18 protein-coding genes are annotated in these 19,887 nt (G+C 49.0%); 6 read left to right on the top strand and 12 right to left on the bottom strand.

All coding sequences use genetic code 11. From position 1 onward, the window contains the following. The first annotated feature begins 143 nt into the window (after nt 1–143). The gene (gene malT / locus LGV68_RS21195) at nt 144–2,852 is read left to right on the top strand and encodes an HTH-type transcriptional regulator MalT (protein WP_024373923.1); all 2,709 of its coding nucleotides are present in this window, start codon (nt 144–146) and stop codon (nt 2,850–2,852) included. A gap of 62 nt (nt 2,853–2,914) precedes the next feature. Here the strand turns inward: malT and LGV68_RS21190 are convergent, their stop codons facing one another. The 6 genes from LGV68_RS21190 to cyoA form a co-directional block, all read right to left on the bottom strand. Beyond that, nucleotides 2,915–3,271, bottom strand: a complete 357-nt coding sequence (locus tag LGV68_RS21190) for a YibL family ribosome-associated protein (RefSeq protein WP_004727368.1) — start codon at nt 3,269–3,271, stop codon at nt 2,915–2,917. 145 nt (nt 3,272–3,416) lie between these two features. Next, on the bottom strand, nt 3,417–4,283 hold the full coding sequence (cyoE, locus tag LGV68_RS21185; RefSeq protein WP_024373922.1) for a heme o synthase: 867 nt from the start codon (nt 4,281–4,283) through the stop codon (nt 3,417–3,419). Between the two features lie 6 nt (nt 4,284–4,289). Further along, nucleotides 4,290–4,604, bottom strand: coding sequence for a cytochrome o ubiquinol oxidase subunit IV (cyoD, locus tag LGV68_RS21180; protein WP_032080704.1), 315 nt, complete (start codon nt 4,602–4,604; stop codon nt 4,290–4,292). Further along, nucleotides 4,604–5,203, bottom strand: coding sequence for a cytochrome o ubiquinol oxidase subunit III (gene cyoC / locus LGV68_RS21175; RefSeq protein WP_024373920.1), 600 nt, complete (start codon nt 5,201–5,203; stop codon nt 4,604–4,606). The genes cyoD and cyoC overlap by 1 nt, the downstream gene beginning before the upstream one ends. Further along, nucleotides 5,193–7,232, bottom strand: a complete 2,040-nt coding sequence (cyoB, locus tag LGV68_RS21170) for a cytochrome o ubiquinol oxidase subunit I (protein ID WP_024373919.1) — start codon at nt 7,230–7,232, stop codon at nt 5,193–5,195. The genes cyoC and cyoB overlap by 11 nt, the downstream gene beginning before the upstream one ends. A 6-nt stretch (nt 7,233–7,238) precedes the next feature. Next, the gene (gene cyoA / locus LGV68_RS21165) at nt 7,239–8,153 is read right to left on the bottom strand and encodes a ubiquinol oxidase subunit II (protein ID WP_024373918.1); all 915 of its coding nucleotides are present in this window, start codon (nt 8,151–8,153) and stop codon (nt 7,239–7,241) included. Nucleotides 8,154–8,579: 426 nt separating this feature from the next. Here cyoA and LGV68_RS21160 point away from each other — a divergent pair, with 426 nt between their 5' ends. Further along, on the top strand, nt 8,580–8,969 hold the full coding sequence (locus tag LGV68_RS21160; RefSeq protein WP_100268879.1) for a DUF393 domain-containing protein: 390 nt from the start codon (nt 8,580–8,582) through the stop codon (nt 8,967–8,969). A 126-nt stretch (nt 8,970–9,095) separates the two neighbouring features. Then, nucleotides 9,096–10,757: a methyl-accepting chemotaxis protein gene (locus LGV68_RS21155; RefSeq protein WP_252536001.1), complete on the top strand. Its 1,662-nt coding sequence runs from the start codon at nt 9,096–9,098 to the stop codon at nt 10,755–10,757. A 70-nt stretch (nt 10,758–10,827) separates the two neighbouring features. Here LGV68_RS21155 and LGV68_RS21150 read toward each other — a convergent pair whose 3' ends face one another. Next, nucleotides 10,828–11,703: an NAD(P)-dependent oxidoreductase gene (locus tag LGV68_RS21150; RefSeq protein ID WP_252536000.1), complete on the bottom strand. Its 876-nt coding sequence runs from the start codon at nt 11,701–11,703 to the stop codon at nt 10,828–10,830. A 1-nt stretch (nt 11,704) separates the two neighbouring features. Beyond that, nucleotides 11,705–12,616: a LysR family transcriptional regulator gene (locus LGV68_RS21145; protein ID WP_172571553.1), complete on the bottom strand. Its 912-nt coding sequence runs from the start codon at nt 12,614–12,616 to the stop codon at nt 11,705–11,707. 84 nt (nt 12,617–12,700) lie between these two features. Here LGV68_RS21145 and LGV68_RS21140 point away from each other — a divergent pair, with 84 nt between their 5' ends. Continuing rightward, entirely contained in the window at nt 12,701–12,958 is a 258-nt protein-coding gene (locus tag LGV68_RS21140) for a DUF2798 domain-containing protein (protein ID WP_024373913.1), read from the top strand. A 23-nt stretch (nt 12,959–12,981) separates the two neighbouring features. Here the strand turns inward: LGV68_RS21140 and LGV68_RS21135 are convergent, their stop codons facing one another. From LGV68_RS21135 to LGV68_RS21125, 3 genes are all read right to left on the bottom strand, one after another. Next, nucleotides 12,982–13,701, bottom strand: a complete 720-nt coding sequence (locus tag LGV68_RS21135) for a YebC/PmpR family DNA-binding transcriptional regulator (RefSeq protein ID WP_024373912.1) — start codon at nt 13,699–13,701, stop codon at nt 12,982–12,984. A 76-nt stretch (nt 13,702–13,777) separates the two neighbouring features. Further along, complete coding sequence (locus LGV68_RS21130; RefSeq protein ID WP_032080700.1) at nt 13,778–13,987, bottom strand: DUF3283 family protein; 210 nt, start codon at nt 13,985–13,987, stop codon at nt 13,778–13,780. Between the two features lie 161 nt (nt 13,988–14,148). Continuing rightward, nucleotides 14,149–14,346, bottom strand: coding sequence for a PA3496 family putative envelope integrity protein (locus tag LGV68_RS21125; protein ID WP_024373910.1), 198 nt, complete (start codon nt 14,344–14,346; stop codon nt 14,149–14,151). Between the two features lie 357 nt (nt 14,347–14,703). On the opposite strand from LGV68_RS21125, the gene LGV68_RS21120 reads away from it, so the two are divergent. Continuing rightward, entirely contained in the window at nt 14,704–15,168 is a 465-nt protein-coding gene (locus LGV68_RS21120; protein WP_158145937.1) for a hypothetical protein, read from the top strand. Between the two features lie 247 nt (nt 15,169–15,415). Here LGV68_RS21120 and LGV68_RS21115 read toward each other — a convergent pair whose 3' ends face one another. Continuing rightward, nucleotides 15,416–17,392: a replication initiator protein RctB domain-containing protein gene (locus LGV68_RS21115; RefSeq protein ID WP_044366237.1), complete on the bottom strand. Its 1,977-nt coding sequence runs from the start codon at nt 17,390–17,392 to the stop codon at nt 15,416–15,418. Between the two features lie 1,272 nt (nt 17,393–18,664). On the opposite strand from LGV68_RS21115, the gene LGV68_RS21110 reads away from it, so the two are divergent. Further along, nucleotides 18,665–19,882, top strand: coding sequence for an AAA family ATPase (locus LGV68_RS21110; protein WP_024375606.1), 1,218 nt, complete (start codon nt 18,665–18,667; stop codon nt 19,880–19,882). Nucleotides 19,883–19,887: the final 5 nt, after the last annotated feature.

Genomic DNA, 19,887 nt, shown 5'->3' with positions numbered 1-19,887 from the left:
GTTTAGTGAGAAGTGTGAAACCTGCAAAAATCTCGTGGGCGATCAATAAACGTAGGGAAAGACATCAAGTAACATCTTCATCATTAAACCGTGAGCTAGCCCTCACTACCTATTACAAAGAGACAGAAACGGGAAGTACGACGATGTGGATACCCTCTAAATTAACTCGCCCCGGACGGCTGCATAACGCCATCGTCAGGCCGCGGGTATTAGAACTGTTGCAGCAGGCTCCCTGCTATAAACTCGTTCTGTTCCGCTCGCCCGCTGGCTATGGCAAAACCACCATGGCGGCGCAGTGGCTGGCGGACAAACCGAATGTCGGTTGGTACAGCATCGATGAAAGCGACAACGACACGTTCCGCTTCATGAACTACCTGCTGCAAGCGATCAACAAAGCCACATCGCAAAGCTGCCCGAACGCGCAAAAACTGGCGGAGCGTCGCCAGTTCTCTTCTCTGCACTCCCTCTTTAGTGAAGTATTTGCCGAAATGTCGGATTTTCATCAGGAATGCTTTGTCGTGCTGGATGACTACCATCTGATTTCGGATGAAGAGATCCACGAAGCGATGCGCTTTTTCCTCAAGCACATGCCCGACAACCTGACACTGGTCGTGACCAGCCGCATGACGCCACCACTGGGTACCGCCAACCTGCGTGTGCGCGATCTGATGATCGAAATCGGCAACGAACTGCTGGCCTTTGATACCGAAGAAACCACCCGCTTCTTTAACCAACGCGTCGCCGATGGCATTGATGACATCACAGCCGTCAGCCTGCGTAATTATGTTGAAGGCTGGCCGTCAGCCCTGCAATTGATCGCTCTGCAGGCGCAGCATCAGAAACGCACTCTGGCGCAGACGGCAGAATCGGTATCGCACTTTAACCACGCGCATTTGTGGGACTATCTGGTGGAAGAGGTATTTGACCTGCTCGATCAGGAAACCCGCTACTTCCTGATGCAGTGCTCCGTGCTGGATCATTTCAATGACGCTTTGGTATCGGCGCTCACCAAGCGCGATGACGCGCTGAGCATGATTGAATCGCTCAACCGATATGGCCTGTTTATTTACCCACTGGAAGGCGAGCAGAACTGGTATCGCTTCCACAACCTGTTTGCTGAGTTTCTTGCCCACCAGCGTATGGCGCGCATTCCGCAGCAAGAACAAGAGCTTCACCGCGCCGCAGCCCGCGCGTGGCTGGAAGCCAATACGCCGCATCAGGCACTGCGTCATGCACACCTCGCTCAGGACACAGACTTACTGGCCAGTATTCTGACTCAGCACGGCTGGAAGATGTTCAACCAGGGCGAATTGGAAGTGCTCGAAGCGGCAATCAACCTGCTCACGCCAACGCAGCTCTACAGCGAGCCGAAACTGTGCCTGCTGCAAGCCTGGCTGGCGCAGAGTCAGCACCGTTACGATGATGTCGGCGATATGCTTATCCGCGCCGACAAAGAGATGAAAGCGCTCAACGTTGAGCCAAGCAGCAAAGAACAGGGCGAATTCAACGCGCTACGTGCGCAGGTTGCCATCAACCAGAACGCACCGGAAAAAGCACTGGAGCTAGCCGAACTGGCCCTGAGTCAGCTTGATAACACCATTTACCGCAGCCGCATCGTGGCAACCTCGGTGGTGGGCGAAGTCAATCACGTACTGGGGCAACTGAGCCGCGCGCTGTCGATGATGCAGCAGACCGAAAAGCTGGCGCGCCAGTATCAGGTTTACCATCAGGCACTGTGGGCGCTGCTACAACAAAGCGAAATTCTGATCGCACAAGGCTACGTGCAGGCCGCATTCGAGGTGCAGGACAATGCGTTCAAGCTGGTCGAAGAGCAGCATCTGCACCAAGTGCCGCTGCACGAATTCCTGCTGCGTATCCGCGCGCAAATTCTGTGGTGCTGGAATCGTCTGGATGAAGCCGAAGAGTGCGCCTATAAAGGGCTGGATGTGCTCGGCAATCACTCACCAAGTCAGCACCTGCACAGTTACTCGATGCTGGCACGCATTGCGATTGGTCGTGGCGAGCTGGATAAAGCCGGCCGCTTTATCGAACAGATTCAGCATCTGATGAAACAATCCAACTACCACGTCGACTGGACCGCGAACGCCTCACTGTCGCTGATCCTCTACTGGCAGGCACGTGGCGATCTGGATGCAATGCAAACCTGGCTGGAGACCGCTTCCAGACCGGAGCGCGCCTGCAACCACTTCTCGCAATTGCAGTGGCGCAACATCGCTCGCGTGCAGATCAATCTGGAACGCTACGAAGATGCGGAGCAAACACTCACTTTCATGCAAGAACAGGCGCAGCAGTATCAGCTCATCACCGATATGAACCGCAACCTGATTGTAGAAGCGAACCTCGCGACTTCTGGCGGTCAGGAGGAACTGGCACGCGAGAAAATCAAAGAAGCGCTGCGTCTGACCAACCAGACCGGCATGATTGGCAACTTCCTGATTGATGGCTACAAGATTGGCCACTTGCTGGAAAAACTGGTACATCGGGTTGAACTCGGCGATTTAGAACGTCATCGCGCGCAGCAACTGATGAAAGAGATTTCGACCACCCAGCGCAGCCGCTCAGTGCATTTCGACGAAGAGTTTGTCGAGAAGCTCATCAACCACCCGAACATTCCGGAGTTAGTGCGCACCAGCCCGCTGACGCAGCGCGAATGGCAGGTGCTGGGGCTGATCTATTCCGGCTTTAGTAATGAGCAGATTGCGCAGGAGCTGGATGTGGCAGGAACCACCATCAAAACCCACATTCGTAACCTGTATCAGAAGCTCAACATCGCCAACCGTAAAGAGGCGATTCGCACCGCAGAGAATCTGCTGCAATTGATGGGTTACTAATCGAAAGCCAGAAACGCAAAGAGCCAGCTATCGCTGGCTCTTTTTATTCTTGCGGTGTCGCCTTAGAACGGCTTTGGCGCAAACCCGGTCATCACTTCCAAACGCAGCGCTTTACCGACTTTGGTCATCGGGTGCACCACAACCAGACCTTTGACTGATTTTTTCAGCTTACCCAGATCCGCCTGCTCGGCTTTGGTGATTTCGCGCGAGAATGGCATATCCGCCAGTTTCTTACGCTCTTTATTCGTCTCGTAATCGTTTTTGCCTTTTAGGCCGTTCAGCTTCTTCGACAGCTCTTCCACCTCATCGGTGAACTTGCTGATCATCGCGTCATCGCCGCGAGTCTTAGCAGCATCCAACTTGTGACGGCAGGTATCGAGACGGTTATGCATTTGTTGAATGTCGTTTTTTAGACTCATGGAAAAACCCTCTTTGTAGATCGGGCACGGAGTATAGCACAATGCGTCAACGCGTAACGGTTTTCTCACCAACAAAATATTCCGCTATGGCGGAAAAGAAAAGGCGCCCATAGAGGGCGCCTTTGAGCTTGTGACGGGTTGGAAGCTAGATAGTCAGAGGAATCAGTTCCAAGCCAAGAACAGAACTGATGCCCATCACTACCAGCAGTGACACTTTAAACACCGTTTTTGACCATTCAACATAGTTGTCTTCGGTCACCGGTTTGAAAGTCACTTTGGTCCACATGAAGCACACGGCAGAAGCAATCACCAGGTACTCGTAGCCACACTCCCCGAGAAGGAACAAAGCCAAAGCCACCAGGTTGAATGCCACCACATACGCCATCATGTGTTTGCGTGCTTTTTCAATGCCAGATACAACCGGCAATACAGGAATGCCAGCGGTCTTGTAATCTTGCATACGGAACATCGCAATCGCGTAGGAGTGCGGCATCTGCCACAGGCAGAACAATGCAAACAGCAGTACCGCTTCCAGGCTGATGTAATTGGTTACGGCAAGGTAACCCACCAGCGGTGGTACGGCGCCAGAGACGCTGCCGACTAAAGTGCCGTACACAGAGGTGCGTTTGTACCACATGGTGTAGAAGAACACGTAAAACACGTATCCCAACAACACCACCACTGTCGAGAGCGGGTTGGCCATGCGATAAAGCAGAGCCGTGCCGCCCAGCAGCAGAGCGATAGCGTAGACAAACGCGTGGTCAACATTGATTTCCCCTTGCGCCAGTAAACGGCCACGAGTGCGATCCATTCGCAAATCGATATCACGATCGAAAATGTTGTTCACCACACAGCCTGACGCAATCACCATTGCCACACCCGCCAAGGTGTATGCCAGCAAAGCCACATCAGCCGCCTCAGATTTCGCTGCGAGGAAGTATCCCGCAGCGACTGAGATCAGGTTACCGATGATGATGCCCGGCTTGGTGATAGAGATGTAACCTTTAATCATGGATGCCTACATCGCCATGTTGATGTTGAGGTTCCACATGATCCAGATTGAACCACCAATCAGAATCAGTACCACCATGGCAGTAAACATCAGAGACACAAAGTTCCAACGGCCATCTTCGGTACGGGTTTCCATGTGCAGGAAGTACACAAAGTGCACAAACACCTGCACGATCGCGCAGCCAAACATCAGAGCGTAAGTAACCGTCTCTGGCAGGCTTTGAGTCGCGACAAAGTAGAACGGGATAATGGTCAGGATCAGTGACGCAATAAAGCCCTTGATGTAATCGTTTTTACCAGAATCTACGTGTTGGTTGCTCATTACATTACTCCCAGTAGGTAGACGATGGTGAATACACAGATCCAAACGATATCCAGGAAGTGCCAGAACAAGCTTAAGCAGTTAAAGCGGGTTTCCATCATTTCGTTCAGGCCTTTGCTGTTGAGTTGCCAGTAGCATACTGCCAGCCAAATCAGACCAAAGCTTACGTGCAGACCGTGCGTGCCCACCAGCGTAAAGAACGCCGACAAGAATGCACTGCGCTGCGGACCTGCGCCTTCTGCAATCAGGTGATGGAACTCGTACAGTTCCATGCCGATAAAGCCAGCACCCAACAGGAAGGTCACCGCCAGCCAACGTTTCAGGCCAGCGATGTCTTTGCGTTTCATCGCAATCATACCGAAACCAAACGTGATACTACTGAACAGCAGCAGCATGGTTTCAGCGAAAACGAATGGCAGTTCAAACAGCTCTTTGCCGGTTGGACCGCCAGCGGTCGCGTTAGACAGGACGGCGAACGTTGCAAACAAGCTTGCAAACAGAACGCAGTCGCTCATCAGGTAGATCCAGAAACCGAACAGCTTGTTGCCACCGGTGTCGTGATGATCGTGATCATGTGCGCCATGAACATTAGCGTGCATAGGTCACCTCCATATCTTCATCGTCACCCTGGTCGCCAGACACTGGGTTAGCGGTCGCTTGTGCTGCACGTTTACGGTGCGCTTCTTCAATCGCTTTGATTTCATCAACCTGAACGTAGTAGTCGAGGTCTTCGTTGAAGCTGTGTTTGATACTGGTTACGACGATACCGATAAAACCGATAGCCGCCAGCCACCAGATGTACCAAATCATCGCGAAGCCGAAGATCAGTGCCCAAGCCGATACGTAGATACCCGTTGGTGTGTTCTTAGGCATATGAATTGGCTGGTATTCCACTTCTTTGTTCAGATCGTGTTCACCGCGCTCTTTCTGGTACCAGAAGGCATCCAGTTCGTCGCCTTTCGGCAGCACTGCGAAGTTGTAGAACGGAGGAGGAGATGACGTTGCCCATTCCAGAGTACGGCCACCCCATGGGTCGCCAGTCAGATCCAGGTTCTGTTTACGGTCACGCACACTCACGTAGATCTGAATGAACTGACACAGGACGCCCAGTGCAACAATTGCCGTACCAAAGGCAGCAACCGCCAGCAGAGGGAAGAACTCATGGTCGATGTTCTGGCTGATACGACGAGTCATACCCATAAAGCCCAGCGCGTAAAGCGGTAGGAATGCCAGAATGAAACCGGTCAGCCAGCACCAGAACGCACGTTTACCCCAAGTTTCATTCAGAGTGAAACCGGTCGCTTTCGGGAACCAGTAAGTGATCGCTGCGAAACAGCCGAACACCACACCACCGATAATAACGTTGTGGAAGTGCGCGATCAGGAATACCGAGTTGTGCAGTACGAAGTCCGCACCCGGTACGGCCATCAGTACGCCAGTCATACCACCGATAGAGAACGAAATCAGGAAGCCGACCGTCCACATCATTGGTGTTGTGAACTGAATGCGACCACGGTACATGGTGAACAACCAGTTGAAAATCTTAACCCCGGTCGGGATAGAGATGATCATGGTCGCGATACCGAAGAACGCGTTCACGTTCGCGCCGCCACCCATGGTGAAGAAGTGGTGCAGCCAAACAACAAACGCCAGAATGGTGATAACAATCGTTGCCCAAACCAGAGAGGTGTAACCGAACAGTTTCTTACGCGAGAACGTCGCAGTGACTTCTGAGAACACACCGAACACTGGCAGAACCAGGATGTACACTTCTGGGTGACCCCAAGCCCAAATCAGGTTGACATACATCATCATGTTGCCACCCATATCATTGGTGAAGAAGTGCATGCCCAGGTAACGGTCAAGCGTCAGCAGAGCAATGGTTACGGTCAGAATCGGGAACGAGATAATGATCAGGATGTTGGCGCAGAACGATGCCCAAGTGAATACTGGCATTTTCATCAGCGGCATAGACGGCGTACGCATACGCAGAATCGTCGCGAAGAAGTTCACACCTGTCAGCGTGGTACCAACACCGGATATCTGCAGTGCCCATATCCAGTAGTCGACCCCGACACCCGGACTCGCATCAATGCCAGACAATGGCGGGTATGCAAGCCAACCGGTACGGCCGAACTCACCCACAGCCAGAGACATGTTGGTCAGGATGACACCGACAACAAACAGCCAGAAGCTCAGGTTGTTCAGGTATGGGAACGCCACGTCGCGAGCACCGATTTGCAGCGGCACCACGATGTTCATCAAACCGATGACCAGCGGCATTGCCACGAAGAAAATCATGATCACGCCGTGCGCGGTAAAGATTTGGTCGTAGTGGTGCTGAGGCAGGTAGCCTGCTTCACCCGCTGACGACAGCAATTGTTGGCTACGCATCATCACTGCATCGGCAAAACCACGAATTAACATGATCATCGCGACAGCAATGTACATAAAGCCCAGTTTTTTGTGGTCTACCGAAGTAAACCATTCATTCCACAGGTACTGCCATTTACCCATACGAGTAATGGTCACTACCACAGCAAGGCCAACAAGCGCGATCACTGCCATAGTGATCATGATGATAGGCTCATGATATGGAATGGAATCTAGTGTTAGTCTTCCAAACATCGTTTGTTACCCTTTATGTTCTGCCATGTTCATATGACCATGCTCTTCAGCTTCACCACCCATGCTGTGAGAACCCATAAACTGCATAACCACAGTCGAGAACAAGTCATGAGGGACGTGAGAGAAGTAAGTCACAGGAACGTCTTCACTTGGTTTCGCAAGCGCTTGGTAATCGCTGAAATCGTGCAGCATTTTTGGCTGTGATTTCACTTCGTTAACCCAGCTGTCGAAGCTCTGTTGATCTGGCAGTGCATTTGCCACGAACTTCATGTGCGAGAAACCTTCGCCGCTGTAGCTGGCAGACATGCCTTTGAACTCACCTTCGTGGTTCGCAATCAGGTGCAGACGAGTCACCATGCCAGGCATCGCGTAGATCTGGCTGCCCAGTTGCGGAATAAAGAAGGAGTTCATGATGTTGTCAGAAGTGATTTTGAACTTCACAGGAACATCTTTCGGGAATGCGACGTAGTTGACGGTAGCAATCTGCTGCTCTGGGTAGATGAATAGCCATTTCCAGTCCAGTGAAACAACTTCAATCGTCATCGGTTTGACGTCACTTTGAAGTGGGACGGATGGCTCCAGCTCATGCGTAGAACGCCAGGTAATCACACCCAAAATCGCGATGATGATGATTGGAATCGTCCAAACCACCACTTCGATTTTGGTCGAGTGAGACCATTCTGGTGTGTATTCTACGTCAGTGTTGCTCGCACGGTATTTGTAGGAGAAGTAAATTGTCATCAGAATCACGGGGATGACGACAATCAACATCAGAACAAGAGCGGTGATGATCAACTCTTTTTCACGTACCCCTACCATGCCCTTGGGATCAAGCAAAGCAGATTGACATCCTGAGAGGAGCAAAATTGCAAAAAACAATCCCGCTCTCGACAAGATGTTTTTGTATCTTGAGGCTTCCATTGACTTTCTCGACTGTATTTGCAGATTTCCACCGACAAAAGTTGGCACTTTTTGGAATCTGCGGTTGATGTTTATGAGTATTTTTATGTGTGTTGAGCTTGAACAAATGTTTACTTGAGGTAACATTCGCGTGCACGCAAGTCATGAACATCGACATACGTCCAACAATTCAACTCACGCCAAAACACAAATGTCACAGTCGGAAACATTTTGTTACATCCGGCGCATTATGCGGACATTAAGTCCGAATCACAGTAGATCAAATTGCAATCTTACCTTTCATAAATGGAATCATTAGTAAATTTAAACCTTTACTAATGTGGGGTTACACACTTCAAACACCTGTTATATCTGAAAAGTTTCTTTGATTTGGATCAAGAAATGTCATACTTTTGTGCTAAGAAAAAAAGTTAATAAGCTCGAATGATGTCACAAATTACGATTTTTTTTGATGGGCGCTGTCCGCTCTGCTTTCGCGAAATGTGCGCATTAAAGCAGCATGATGTTCATAATTTCATCACCCTGATCGACATCCACAGTGAAGCCATGGACGCCTATCCCGAGATCGACGCAGAAGAAGCGCGGCGGATTCTGCTCGCCTACAATTCGCAAGGTGAGCTGATCCGAGGATTGGATGCGCTACATTTGGCCTGGTCTTTGGTCGGTAAGCCGTGGATCTATGCCATGACACGCTGGCCTGTTATCCGCCCACTCGCCAATTACGGCTATTTATTGTTCGCTCGTCATCGCTACACATTATCCCGCTGGCTGACAGGTCAGAGCCGTTGCGATAACGATCAATGTCGACGCAAATAACAAAATCTAACCAACTCCCCTCCCCCGTAACAAAACTGCGCTACGATTACTGAGTAAAACAACAATAAGCCACCTCAAACCAGAGCGCAGGCAAAAGACAATCACCTTTACTGGACGGGACACGCTATGAATTTAACCATACGTCATCGACTCTATATTTTGTCGATCGTGCCGCTGCTGATCATCGCCATCAGTATGATGTACTTCACTTTTACCGAGACCCAGAACTTCAGTCACACTCAAATGGCCAACACGCGCGAAGCGATGATGGACATGAAGAAGGCGGAGCTTAAAGCGTATTTACAGATCGCCGAATCCGCACTGACGCCGCTGAAAAACCGCCAAGCGACCCGCGAGGATGCGGTCGCGATTTTGCAGGAGATTGCGTTTGGCCAAAATGGCTACCTGTTTGGCTACGACAGCAAAGGCACCAGAGTCCTGCTGGGCAAAGGCCAAACCGGACTGGGAGACAACTTCATCGATTTACAGGACTCGCAAGGCAACTATCTGGTGCGGGATCTGATCAAAAACGCCAAAAGCGGTGACTTCACTACTTACTATTTCCCCAAACCCGGTGAGACTCAGCCTCTGCCTAAATTAAGCTACTCCGTCTATCTGCCACAGTGGGATCTCATCATTGGTACCGGTTTTTATACCGATGATGTCGACGCCGAAATCGCCGAAATGGAAATGCTCGCCAAACAAAGACTCACCAGCAGCTTGTGGACGCTCACCGCGATCAGCGTCGTGATTGTGGTATTGGTGGGGATTGTTGCCATGTTCATCAACCGCAGCATCTTGCATCCTTTGCGTCTCTTTGATGCGTCAATCCGCTCGTTTGCCAGCGGCGATGCCGATCTGACAGCGCGTATGGAACGTTTCAACGTGCCGGAATTTGCTCAACTGAGTGAGAACTTCAATGCCTTTGTCGCCAGCCTGCAAGACATCATCAAACGAGTGAACTTGGTCGGCCAGCAAGTGGTGGACGAAACTAACTCCATGACCCAGCGCGCGACCCAGGTCGATGATTTGGCTTCCGGTCAGCGCGAAGAGACCGAACAGGTTGCCACCGCCATGACGGAGATGACCACTACGGCGCACGAAATTTCCAATAATGCCAGCCAGGCTGCGCAATCGGCCAAAGAGGCGGACGACAATGCCAAAGAAGCCCATTCGATTGTTGATACCGCTGCGCGGTCCGTACAGTCACTAGCGGAAGAAGTGGCCGAAGCCAGCAGCGTGATTTCCAAGTTGGAGAGCGATGTGAAGAACATTTCCACCTCCCTTGCCGTGATTCAGGATATTGCTGAACAAACCAACCTGCTGGCACTCAATGCTGCCATTGAAGCGGCGCGCGCAGGCGATCAAGGGCGCGGCTTTGCAGTAGTTGCCGATGAAGTGCGTAAACTGGCCAGCCGCACACAAGACAGTACTGGTGAAATTCACGCCATGATTGAGCAGTTGAAAGCGGCTTCCGATGCTGCGGTACGCGCGATGGATTCCAGCCAGAATCGCAGTGTCTCTACCGTGCAGGAGGCCAATGCCGCCGCCAAGGCGCTGGAGCAAATTCAGCAGTCGATTGGCACGATTATGGATATGAACTCACTGATTGCGACCGCCACGGAAGAGCAAAGTCTGGTTGGGCAGGAAATTTCACAACGTATTGTGGTGATCTCCGATCAAAGCAGTCAGTCTGCCGATCTGGCTAATGAAAACCGTCAAGGCAGCCAGGCACTCAATGGTCGTGCGCATGAACTGTATGACTTGGTGGCACGGTTTAAAGTTTAACCAGTTTTACACTGTAAACTGTCATAAAAAAGCCCCCGACTTCGGGGGCTTTTTGGCTATATAGAGCGGTCTATTGTTTGGCTTGCTGCTTGACCGCTTTAATCAATACCGAGGTATCCATGCGACCATCCCCGTTTGCAGACAGGCTGCGATATGCTGCAATGGTTTTCTCGGTCATCGGCAAACGCACGCCCTGACGCTGAGCTTCATCCAGGCAGAAGCCCAGATCTTTGATCATCCAATCAATGGCAAAACCAAAATCAAACTTGTTCTCAGCCATGGTCACTGCACGATTTTCCATCTGCCATGAACCCGCAGCACCATTTTTCAGGCAAGCAACCAGCGTTGGAATATCCAGCCCGGCGTTTTCCGCCAGAATCAGACCTTCCGACAAACCGTTAAGTACGCCAGCGATACAGATCTGGTTAACCATCTTAGCTCGCTGTCCCTGACCGACGCCGCCCATCAAAACCGAAGAACGGCCATACGCCTTAAATACTGACTGCAGTTCATCAAACAACTCCGCCTCGCCACCACACATGATGGTCAGCACGCCGTTTTCCGCGCCAGCTTGACCGCCGGATACGGGTGCATCCATAAAGCGAACACCGACTTTCTGCGCCGCCGCGCCCAGCTCTTCTGCCAGCTGTGCTGAAGTCGTCGTGTGATCGACCAAAATAGCGCCCGGCTTCATGAAGGCCAATGCGCCTTGCTCGCTGGTGGTCATGCTACGCACATCGTCATCATTACCTACGCAGGTCAGCACCACATCGGCATCTCTCACACACTCCTCCAACGTAGCGGCCGCATGACCACCGTGTTGTTCAGCCCAAGCGATTGCTTTCGCCTGAGTGCGGTTGAACACCGTCACCTCAAATCCCGCTTTCACCAGATGGCCGGCCATCGGGTAACCCATAACACCTAAACCAATAAAACTGACTTTCATTTTAATCTCCTTTTACGACAGGCGCGCCTTTGTCGAGCTTGCTCACTGCATCGAGCAGTGCCTCAACCAGTAAGGTCAGCGCTCTGGGCTGATACTTTCTATCCCGATACACCAAATAGGCCTGTTTGGCGCTGCGATGATACTTCGGTAGTAACTGTACGATATTCATGCTTTTAGAAACATGCCGATATGGCAGTGACGCCACTCCCAAGCCGCGCTCGACGGCACTGGCAATTGCATTGATGTCGTTGACGATCAATTTGGGTCTAATATGAATCAGGCGCTCAAACTCTTCACCACAATAAATCGGGATCTCTTGCGCGCGATCGACCGAGATCCAATCCAGTGCTTCGAGTTGATCCAGACTGGTGATCGGTCCACATTGCGCCAGATATTCCGGGCTAACAAAAAAACCGTGATTCGCTTTAAACAGAGGACGCGCAATCATGCCTTCCATGTTGTCGATGTCAAAGGTAATCAACAGGTCGCGATTGGTTTCTGGTGTCACAGACTCCTGGCTTAGCGCCAGCTCGACGTGCACTTTCGGATGCTGACGAATGAACTCTTCCACCACTTTCCCGACAAAAGCACGATAGAAGTTGTGAGGAATGGCCAGCTTAACACTGCCGGTCACTTCCTGGTTTTCTGACAACATTTGGTTAAACGTGCTTTCCAGATTTTCCATTCCGCTGCGAATAGCCAAAAATGCTTGCAAACCACTTTGCGTAGCGACCAGTTCCCTGCCCTGCTTTTCCAGTAAACGAAGATTCAGACGTGATTCCAATGCGGACAGGCGGCGAGACATGGTTGAGATTGGTAACTTAAGCTTTTTCGATGCCGATACCAGTGAACCTTCCTCCACCACACAGAAGAACAAATAGAGATCATCAATGTTTCCGAAAATGGAATTCATACTTCTTTTCTTGGGGATTTTTCTCAGTTATGGATAGTTATATCTTAGTTGCCATGCAGAGGAAACAAGAGAAAAAAATCCATGATAAGTCGTAAACAATTCTGGCTAACCGCGCTGATGTCATCGTTTGTGATGGCGCTAATCATGTCTGGCGTGTTATCTGGCTATAAGCTCGGCTTTAACGCACAGTGGCCGCCGATATGGTTGAACGGATTTACTATCGCCTGGCCGCTGGCGCTGCTGCTTAACCTTACCGTTCTGCCACAAATCCGCAATTTAGCGGCATGGCTTTCGAGACCCCATTCAGGCATCAAATCTCAGGCAGAAAAAAACCGAGCTTAAAGCTCGGTTTTCTTTTTGCGTTCTTATTCGATTTCAGCGTTGTGATATACCTGCTGAACATCGTCGCAGTCATCAAGAAGGTCTAGGAACTTCTGGAATTTCTCTGCGTCTTCACCCGATACTGGCGTTGGTGTTTGAGGAACGAAAGTGATTTCTTCCACATCAATGGTCAGATCAGGGAATGCAGCGTTTAGCGCTGTTTTCGTTTTGAAGAACTCAGTGTGAGGAGCGAATACTGTGATCACACCATCTTCGAGTTCAACGTCAGTCACGTCGACATCTTCCATCATTAGCGTTTCAAGAATCACTTCATCGTCTTCGCCTTTGAATTGGAATACCGCTTGGTGATCGAACATGTGAGAAACAGAGCCTTCCACACCAATTTTCGCACCTACTTTTACAAAGCATTGGCGAACGTCTTGGAACGTACGGTTGCCGTTGTCAGTTAGACAGTCAACAATAACGTTTGTACCACCTGGGCCAAAACCTTCGTAACGCGCTGGTTGGTAATCTTCACCGCCGCCGCCGTTCGCTTTATCGATCGCTTTTTCGATAACGTGCGCCGGAACCTGATCGCGTTTCGCTTTAGTGATCAGGTGACGCAGAGACAGGTTCATGTCTGGGTCGCTACCACCGTTTTTCGCACACACGTAAATTTCTTTACCGTATTTGGAATAAACTTTAATTTTTGCGCCTGCAGTTTTCGCCATAGAGGCTTTGCGCACTTCAAAACTTCTTCCCATCGGGATGTTCTCTCTAGTTCAAATTTTATGCGACGGATTTTAGCAGATAGCCTTCGCTTCTGCTGAGAGCCAAGCGTTATGCCACGCCCATCACTCGTTTGTACTTGTCTACCGACTGTTGAAACCACTCTTTTTCTTGTGCAGAAACAAGCTTGGTTAGCTGCTTAGTGATCTCTTCCGATCCACTTTTTGCCTGCTTCATCTTCCAAACTAAAAAAGAAGCCTGTTTGTCGAGTTCTATTTTGTTTTTCTCTGCAGCATCCAGCAATGCGAGGTTGAAAGACATTAGTAAGCCCACAGTCGATAAAAACGTGGGGCGAAATATAGCATAGGAATAGGAAAAATTAAGAGTCAAAATGTCGGTTTAATCAGCATTCATCAATAAAAGCGTTAAAAACATAAAGGGTGGCTTTCGCCACCCTTCTCAATTCGCCTAATAGGCACTTCTCAGTGAAGCAGACCTAATTCCTTTGCTTCCTCAATGGTCAACCCGCTTTCTCGGATCTCTCGCAGTGTTTCAATGCGACGACGAGCTTCCGCAGATTTTAGATTTTTCATTGGGCGTGGTGTTTCAACTTCTTCCGTGAAGTCCCAACTGCTTGCGATATTAGTCATTTCATCATGGTCAATTGAATTAATGGACATTGTAACCTCCGAACAAACCATGCCAGGGACATGTAATCTGTAGCAAAGCGCCAAAACCTTGTTAAGCAGATTTGAGCCAGAATGTGATTTCGACGATAGTTCAGAAATCTAATCAATAAATAGCTCAATTATCTTTTGCTCTACCTACAGTGTAGAAGTACATTTAAAAAATTCTCGCAAAAAAATTAAGCCGATCAATCTCTCAATTCCTGTCGCGCTATCCCTTGTGTCATCAGGCTTCAATGGCTATTTATCGCACAGCTGCTCTGCAGGTTTGAATCGCTCATCTTTTTCGATTCTTGCTCATTGCCAACCTCTTAACCACACTGTTAAAAAGTGGCAGCAGGACAACGTTAAATGGGTGCACAAGAGTGGATTGACGCGATCCGATCCATCCAGCGAATTCGGAACAATGATCAAGGTGATGCCTTAATCTCGTTACTGCTGGCAACACCAGACGAAGTATTCACCGACAGCAGCTTTCACGATCAACCTTTGGCGCTGACTTGCTTCCTTGACGCAGGTATTCGTCTCTACCAGCAAGCCCTTCCTGATTCCGCAGAACAGGCCTTTGCCTGGATTAGCTTCGTGCAAGCCAAGTTGCAGCTTTGCGTCTGTACGCCCAATACTTCCAGGCAGGTTCGCGATTGGTGTCTGATACGGCTCACCCGCCTCACGGTGTTGTTGCTCGAACTCTGTCAGAATCAGCCTGAAACGGGCTGGCATCAACGATCGCGAGAGTTGATCGAAGCACACGTGAGACTGATGCAGCAGTTTGAATGGAAGCATGATCAAGAGCATATCTCACCGAACTGGTGGTGATCCGAAAGCATGATCAAGGGATAATGAAAAGAATTGATCGTAAGAATCTGAATTTCAGGCGAAAAAAAAGCGAGCTCTCAGGAAGAACTCGCAAACTAATTCAGAATGAATGTAACAATATGAGCCAATCTATTAATTCATCAGATAGGACAAAAGGTTGTCTATTCGGGTTTAACTTTACGCAAGGCCCGCCCATTCATTGTCAGATGTATGTCAACGTTGTGTTCTAAAAGTGTTGTTTAGCGGCTCAAATACCAATCGCCACTTCATCCAGCGCCCGGAATACCGATTCATCCAGATGCCCTTCGTGCACTTGTTTACACACTTTACGGCGTACTGCCAAGCCGGAAATCAGGCGCTCGATGGAGAGATGCTTGCTCTCATTTTGCGAATTATACAGCTCAATCATCTTGCTGAGCGTCTCGTACGGAATCACATCTTCATCGACTCGCAGCCAATCAAGCTTGTCAATGAGCTCTACGCACTCTTCACGGATTGAGGAAGGGGCATGCCCGGTCATCGCCGCCAAAGCCGTTATACCGCGTTCTAGAGCCTCTGGTGAGGTGTATTTAGATAGAGTGATGGTAATTTCGTCTGCATTGATCTCAACCAGGTGTTTACGCAGCTTCACGCGACGGCCCAATTTTCCGCGCGGTGACGGTGATTTGCGCTGAATCGGCTCAAATTCACCATCGATGATTTCTGATAGCTCTTCCAGCTTCTGCTTGGACACCATCTCGTTACGCAGCGGGTTTGGCAACGTCGGCGCCATATTGCGTTTGCCTGCATTGGTGGTTTTCGCACGTGAATAGCGCAGCACCTCTTCCACATCGCACTTAATATCAACCTGATAGTCGGTCAGCTTGCCTTTGTCGATCATGGTGGTGATCGTCAGGTGATAGCCCCACAGGTTTACGACAAACAGATCGTCATTGCCTTTGCCATCAGACAAGCGGCGCAGTTCTCGAATCAGATCCATGGAGAATCGGCGCCATTCTATGTTGCGAGCCAGTTTCTGATTCAGCTCACTAAGCAGCATCACATCCGTGTGGCGGCGTGACATGCGGCTTCGGAAATAAGAATACAACTGGAACACCAACGTATGCTGCTTCAGAATTTCTGGCGGGAACAGGAAGAAGTAATCACGTGTCATCAGCTCTTCAAAGAACGAAGGCTCCCAGACCAGAATGTACAGGTTTGGTTTGATCTTGATCTCACCATCACTGCCTTCTGTTGGTGCCTCTTCTGATGCCGTGATCGTGCGTGCGAGAAAACGGAAACGATCACTCTTGAACCCTTCCGGCATGTTTTCACTCAGCCAACGCCCGGTGAGTTCATGTAACTGGAAGTCGGTAAATTCAATACGATCAATACTGTCTCGAATCGAGTCACGAGCAGGTCCGCTGTCCTTTTTTCCGCGCAGCGACAAGATGTCCGTGATATAGAGCGGTGTCTTGTTGGGTACGTGGCTGGCGTTGAGCTGGTAATCTTCCTGATGATGATCATGGTACTGCACCGTAAGTGTAAACAGTGCAAACAAGGTCATCAGATCATCAACTGTCATGATGTTTTTCGATGATCGTGTCTCGATCACTGCTCGAGTGCCCGAAATCGATACCATGGATTTCTGATAGCTTTTACGAGTGCGAGGCGGCGCTAATGCCTGATCAATAATTCCGGCCCAGTTGGTTGGTGAAACCACAAATTGATCGGCTTCATCCTTCATGGCTGGTGGTGTATTCAACCCATGTTCTGTCAATAAACGTTGATTTACCTGAGTTTGCGCTAATGCTTTAGAACGCTTGCGTTTTTCGCTTTGCTTGACTGATTCCGTCACCAAGCTGGTGGATCCTAGCACAGAGATCAATTGGTTCGGGTTCACGAAGCGGTGCAACATGGTTTTGCCCGCTAAGCCTTCCTCAAAGCGTACTGGGATTTGTTTAAACAGCCCGATCGATACAGCGGCTCTCAACCGTTGCTGGATAGCAGCACGTGTCAACTGGCCATCAGTTGCATCAATCAATTCTGTGGTTGATACCAGGCCATCCTTGCTACGAAAGCCACGCAGAGAAATTAAGTTTAGAAGTTCTACAATACTCTTCGTGACACCTTTAAAATGCTGATATTGTTCTATCCAATCTACTGCAGTTTCAGAAACTTCAAAGAGGTGTCCATCTTTGTGGCTTCTGGGTGCCTTAATCAGCAATTTCTCTTCTGACGTCATTATTAGATCCGTATCACACTGGCCGTAATATCGCTATAGTTCCAAGAGAATAAAGAAAAAGAGATCATAAATAAAGAAAAAATTGTTGGTTTTAAATAACTGATCTTTTTGATTATTATGATTAAGAGTGATTAATATGATCATATGATCTGAGTCTAAATTGCTCTGTAATCCACTGTTTTTAAATGACTTTTAAAAATGCTCTTCGAAAACATGATCATGGTATTTCTGAAACGATGATCATTAACTCATTGAAAGCATGATCAAAAATATTCCGAACCATGATCATGTGATCCTCGAATCTATGATCAACAGCGTTCTCAAACGATGATCAAGGTGCACTCACAACTTATCCACAATCCCTTGAATCATCTGCACGCCTTCTTGTCCTTTTTCATTTTTTGCCTTCTATTGCTGTGGTTAACGATTCGGAAGCATGATCAAGCAATATAGAAAATAGACCTATTTTGGCTACTATTTGGACGTTCTCTTAATTGAATGACACGTTTAACACCGATTGCGGTATCAAAGGGTTTTGCCACGTGCTGGCGAAAGCATGATCATGGCAATCGCTGCCAATTGTGCGTCAATTCAATTGCAGCTTAATGAATGGCGATTGAGGGCTCAATCAGCCACAACCCCTACTCTGATTGACATTGCCCGTAAATCGTCGTTGATTTTACATGCTTCCGGTACAGTGGATCTCTTGATCATTGATCCGATCTAAGATCATTTTCACTCTGGCATTTAAAGCAATGTTAGCGAGTATGAAATTACCTTGATCATGTTTCCTTATTCGCGATTTCTCAGCGGAAGCATGATCATCATTGCTTCCTTGATCATGCTTTCGTAAATCTGGCGCCCCAGCGGTGGTACAGTGCATTTTGAGTAAAATGTTATTCAATGGTGAAAATGTTGATGAAATGCAGTGAGTGTTGCGAAATCGAGATTGAAATGACAGAGGCCGTAATTTATCGCATGGAATTAATCGTTCCGGAATGACATTCTGTCATTGCGTATCGTGTTTAGAAAAAATCAGGTTTACATTGTAAATAAGTGACGTTGTGACATTTTAAATCTGATAAAGAACGAACATCTTTTTGTTGCCCTTTTATTGAATGTTTTTTCAGCTCTTGTTCATGATTCAATGAATTTCATGTTAAAAATCTATTTAATGTGATTTTAATCTAAAAGTGATTGTTCACCTTTTTATTGTATATGGTTAATATTGCTGTACAATTTGCTGATTGGCACTAATTACGGAATTTGGCTATGAAAAGAGAACAAACCATAGATAATCTCTATACGCTCGCAGAACTGACCCAACAGGTGCAAGCTGACCGTATTGAGATTGTATTGGAAGAGCGTCGCGATGAGCATTTCCCGCCGATGTCGAAAGCCCTGATGGAAACCCGTTCCGGGCTGACACGTCGTAAACTTGATGAAGCCATCGCCAAGATGGAAGAAGCGGGACATCAGTTTACTAAAAACAACGCGAACCATTACTCCATTTCTCTGGCGGAAGCGCACATGCTAATGGATGCGGCGGGCGTGCCAAAATTCCATCAGCGCAAAAAGAACACCGAGAACAAGCCTTGGATTATCAATGTGCAAAACCAGAAGGGTGGCACCGGTAAATCGATGACGGCCGTGCATTTGGCGGCTTGCTTGGCGCTGAATCTCGACAAGCGTTACCGCATCTGTCTGATTGACTTGGACCCACAAGGTTCACTGCGTTTGTTCTTAAACCCACAAATTAGCCTTGCCGAACACAGCAACATTTATTCCGCAGTCGATATCATGCTGGACAACGTGCCGGAAGATGTCGAAGTGGATAAGGCGTTTTTGGAAAAGAACGTGATGCTGCCAACTCAGTATCCGAATCTGAAAACCATTTCCGCATTCCCAGAAGATGCGATGTTTAACGCAGAAGCGTGGCAATATCTCTCTCAGAACCAGTCACTGGATATCGTGCGACTGCTGAAAGAGAAGCTGATTGACAAAATCGCCGACGAATTTGATGTGATTATGATCGATACCGGTCCCCACGTTGACCCGCTGGTGTGGAACGCGATGTATGCGTCAAACGCTCTGCTAATCCCATGTGCGGCGAAACGTCTGGACTGGGCTTCAACGGTGAACTTCTTCCAACACCTGCCAACGGTGTACGAGATGTTCCCGGAAGACTGGAAAGGGCTGGAATTTGTCCGTCTGATGCCAACCATGTTTGAAGACGATAACAAGAAGCAGGTATCGGTACTGACCGAAATGAACTATTTGCTGGGTGACCAGGTGATGATGGCGACGATTCCTCGTAGCCGCGCGTTTGAGACTTGTGCGGATACTTACAGCACCGTGTTTGACTTAACCACCAGCGATTTTGAAGGGGGTAAGAAAACACTGGCGACCGCGCAGGATGCGGTGCAAAAGAGCGCGCTAGAATTGGAACGCGTACTTCATTCACACTGGAACTCACTTAATCAGGGGTAAGTAAC

Source organism: Vibrio sp. LQ2, from assembly GCF_023920125.1.
GTDB classification, from domain to species: Bacteria; Pseudomonadota; Gammaproteobacteria; order Enterobacterales; family Vibrionaceae; genus Vibrio; species Vibrio fluvialis.
This window is presented reverse-complemented; position numbering and strand designations above follow the sequence as displayed.

What these genes read in the sequence shown, in the direction of transcription:
- LGV68_RS21110 (WP_024375606.1), top strand. Translation starts at nt 18,665, where the DNA reads ATGAAAAGAGAACAAACCATAGATAATCTCTATACGCTCGCAGAACTG.
- LGV68_RS21130 (WP_032080700.1), bottom strand. Translation starts at nt 13,987, where the DNA reads ATGTCTTTCAACCTCGCATTGCTGGATGCTGCAGAGAAAAACAAAATA.
- LGV68_RS21135 (WP_024373912.1), bottom strand. Translation starts at nt 13,701, where the DNA reads ATGGGAAGAAGTTTTGAAGTGCGCAAAGCCTCTATGGCGAAAACTGCA.
- LGV68_RS21150 (WP_252536000.1), bottom strand. Translation starts at nt 11,703, where the DNA reads ATGAAAGTCAGTTTTATTGGTTTAGGTGTTATGGGTTACCCGATGGCC.
- LGV68_RS21190 (WP_004727368.1), bottom strand. Translation starts at nt 3,271, where the DNA reads ATGAGTCTAAAAAACGACATTCAACAAATGCATAACCGTCTCGATACC.
- LGV68_RS21120 (WP_158145937.1), top strand. Translation starts at nt 14,704, where the DNA reads ATGGGTGCACAAGAGTGGATTGACGCGATCCGATCCATCCAGCGAATT.
- cyoD (WP_032080704.1), bottom strand. Translation starts at nt 4,604, where the DNA reads ATGAGCAACCAACACGTAGATTCTGGTAAAAACGATTACATCAAGGGC.
- malT (WP_024373923.1), top strand. Translation starts at nt 144, where the DNA reads ATGTGGATACCCTCTAAATTAACTCGCCCCGGACGGCTGCATAACGCC.
- cyoA (WP_024373918.1), bottom strand. Translation starts at nt 8,153, where the DNA reads ATGGAAGCCTCAAGATACAAAAACATCTTGTCGAGAGCGGGATTGTTT.
- LGV68_RS21160 (WP_100268879.1), top strand. Translation starts at nt 8,580, where the DNA reads ATGTCACAAATTACGATTTTTTTTGATGGGCGCTGTCCGCTCTGCTTT.
- cyoE (WP_024373922.1), bottom strand. Translation starts at nt 4,283, where the DNA reads ATGATTAAAGGTTACATCTCTATCACCAAGCCGGGCATCATCATCGGT.
- LGV68_RS21145 (WP_172571553.1), bottom strand. Translation starts at nt 12,616, where the DNA reads ATGAATTCCATTTTCGGAAACATTGATGATCTCTATTTGTTCTTCTGT.
- LGV68_RS21115 (WP_044366237.1), bottom strand. Translation starts at nt 17,392, where the DNA reads ATGACGTCAGAAGAGAAATTGCTGATTAAGGCACCCAGAAGCCACAAA.
- LGV68_RS21155 (WP_252536001.1), top strand. Translation starts at nt 9,096, where the DNA reads ATGAATTTAACCATACGTCATCGACTCTATATTTTGTCGATCGTGCCG.
- LGV68_RS21125 (WP_024373910.1), bottom strand. Translation starts at nt 14,346, where the DNA reads ATGTCCATTAATTCAATTGACCATGATGAAATGACTAATATCGCAAGC.
- cyoB (WP_024373919.1), bottom strand. Translation starts at nt 7,232, where the DNA reads ATGTTTGGAAGACTAACACTAGATTCCATTCCATATCATGAGCCTATC.
- cyoC (WP_024373920.1), bottom strand. Translation starts at nt 5,203, where the DNA reads ATGCACGCTAATGTTCATGGCGCACATGATCACGATCATCACGACACC.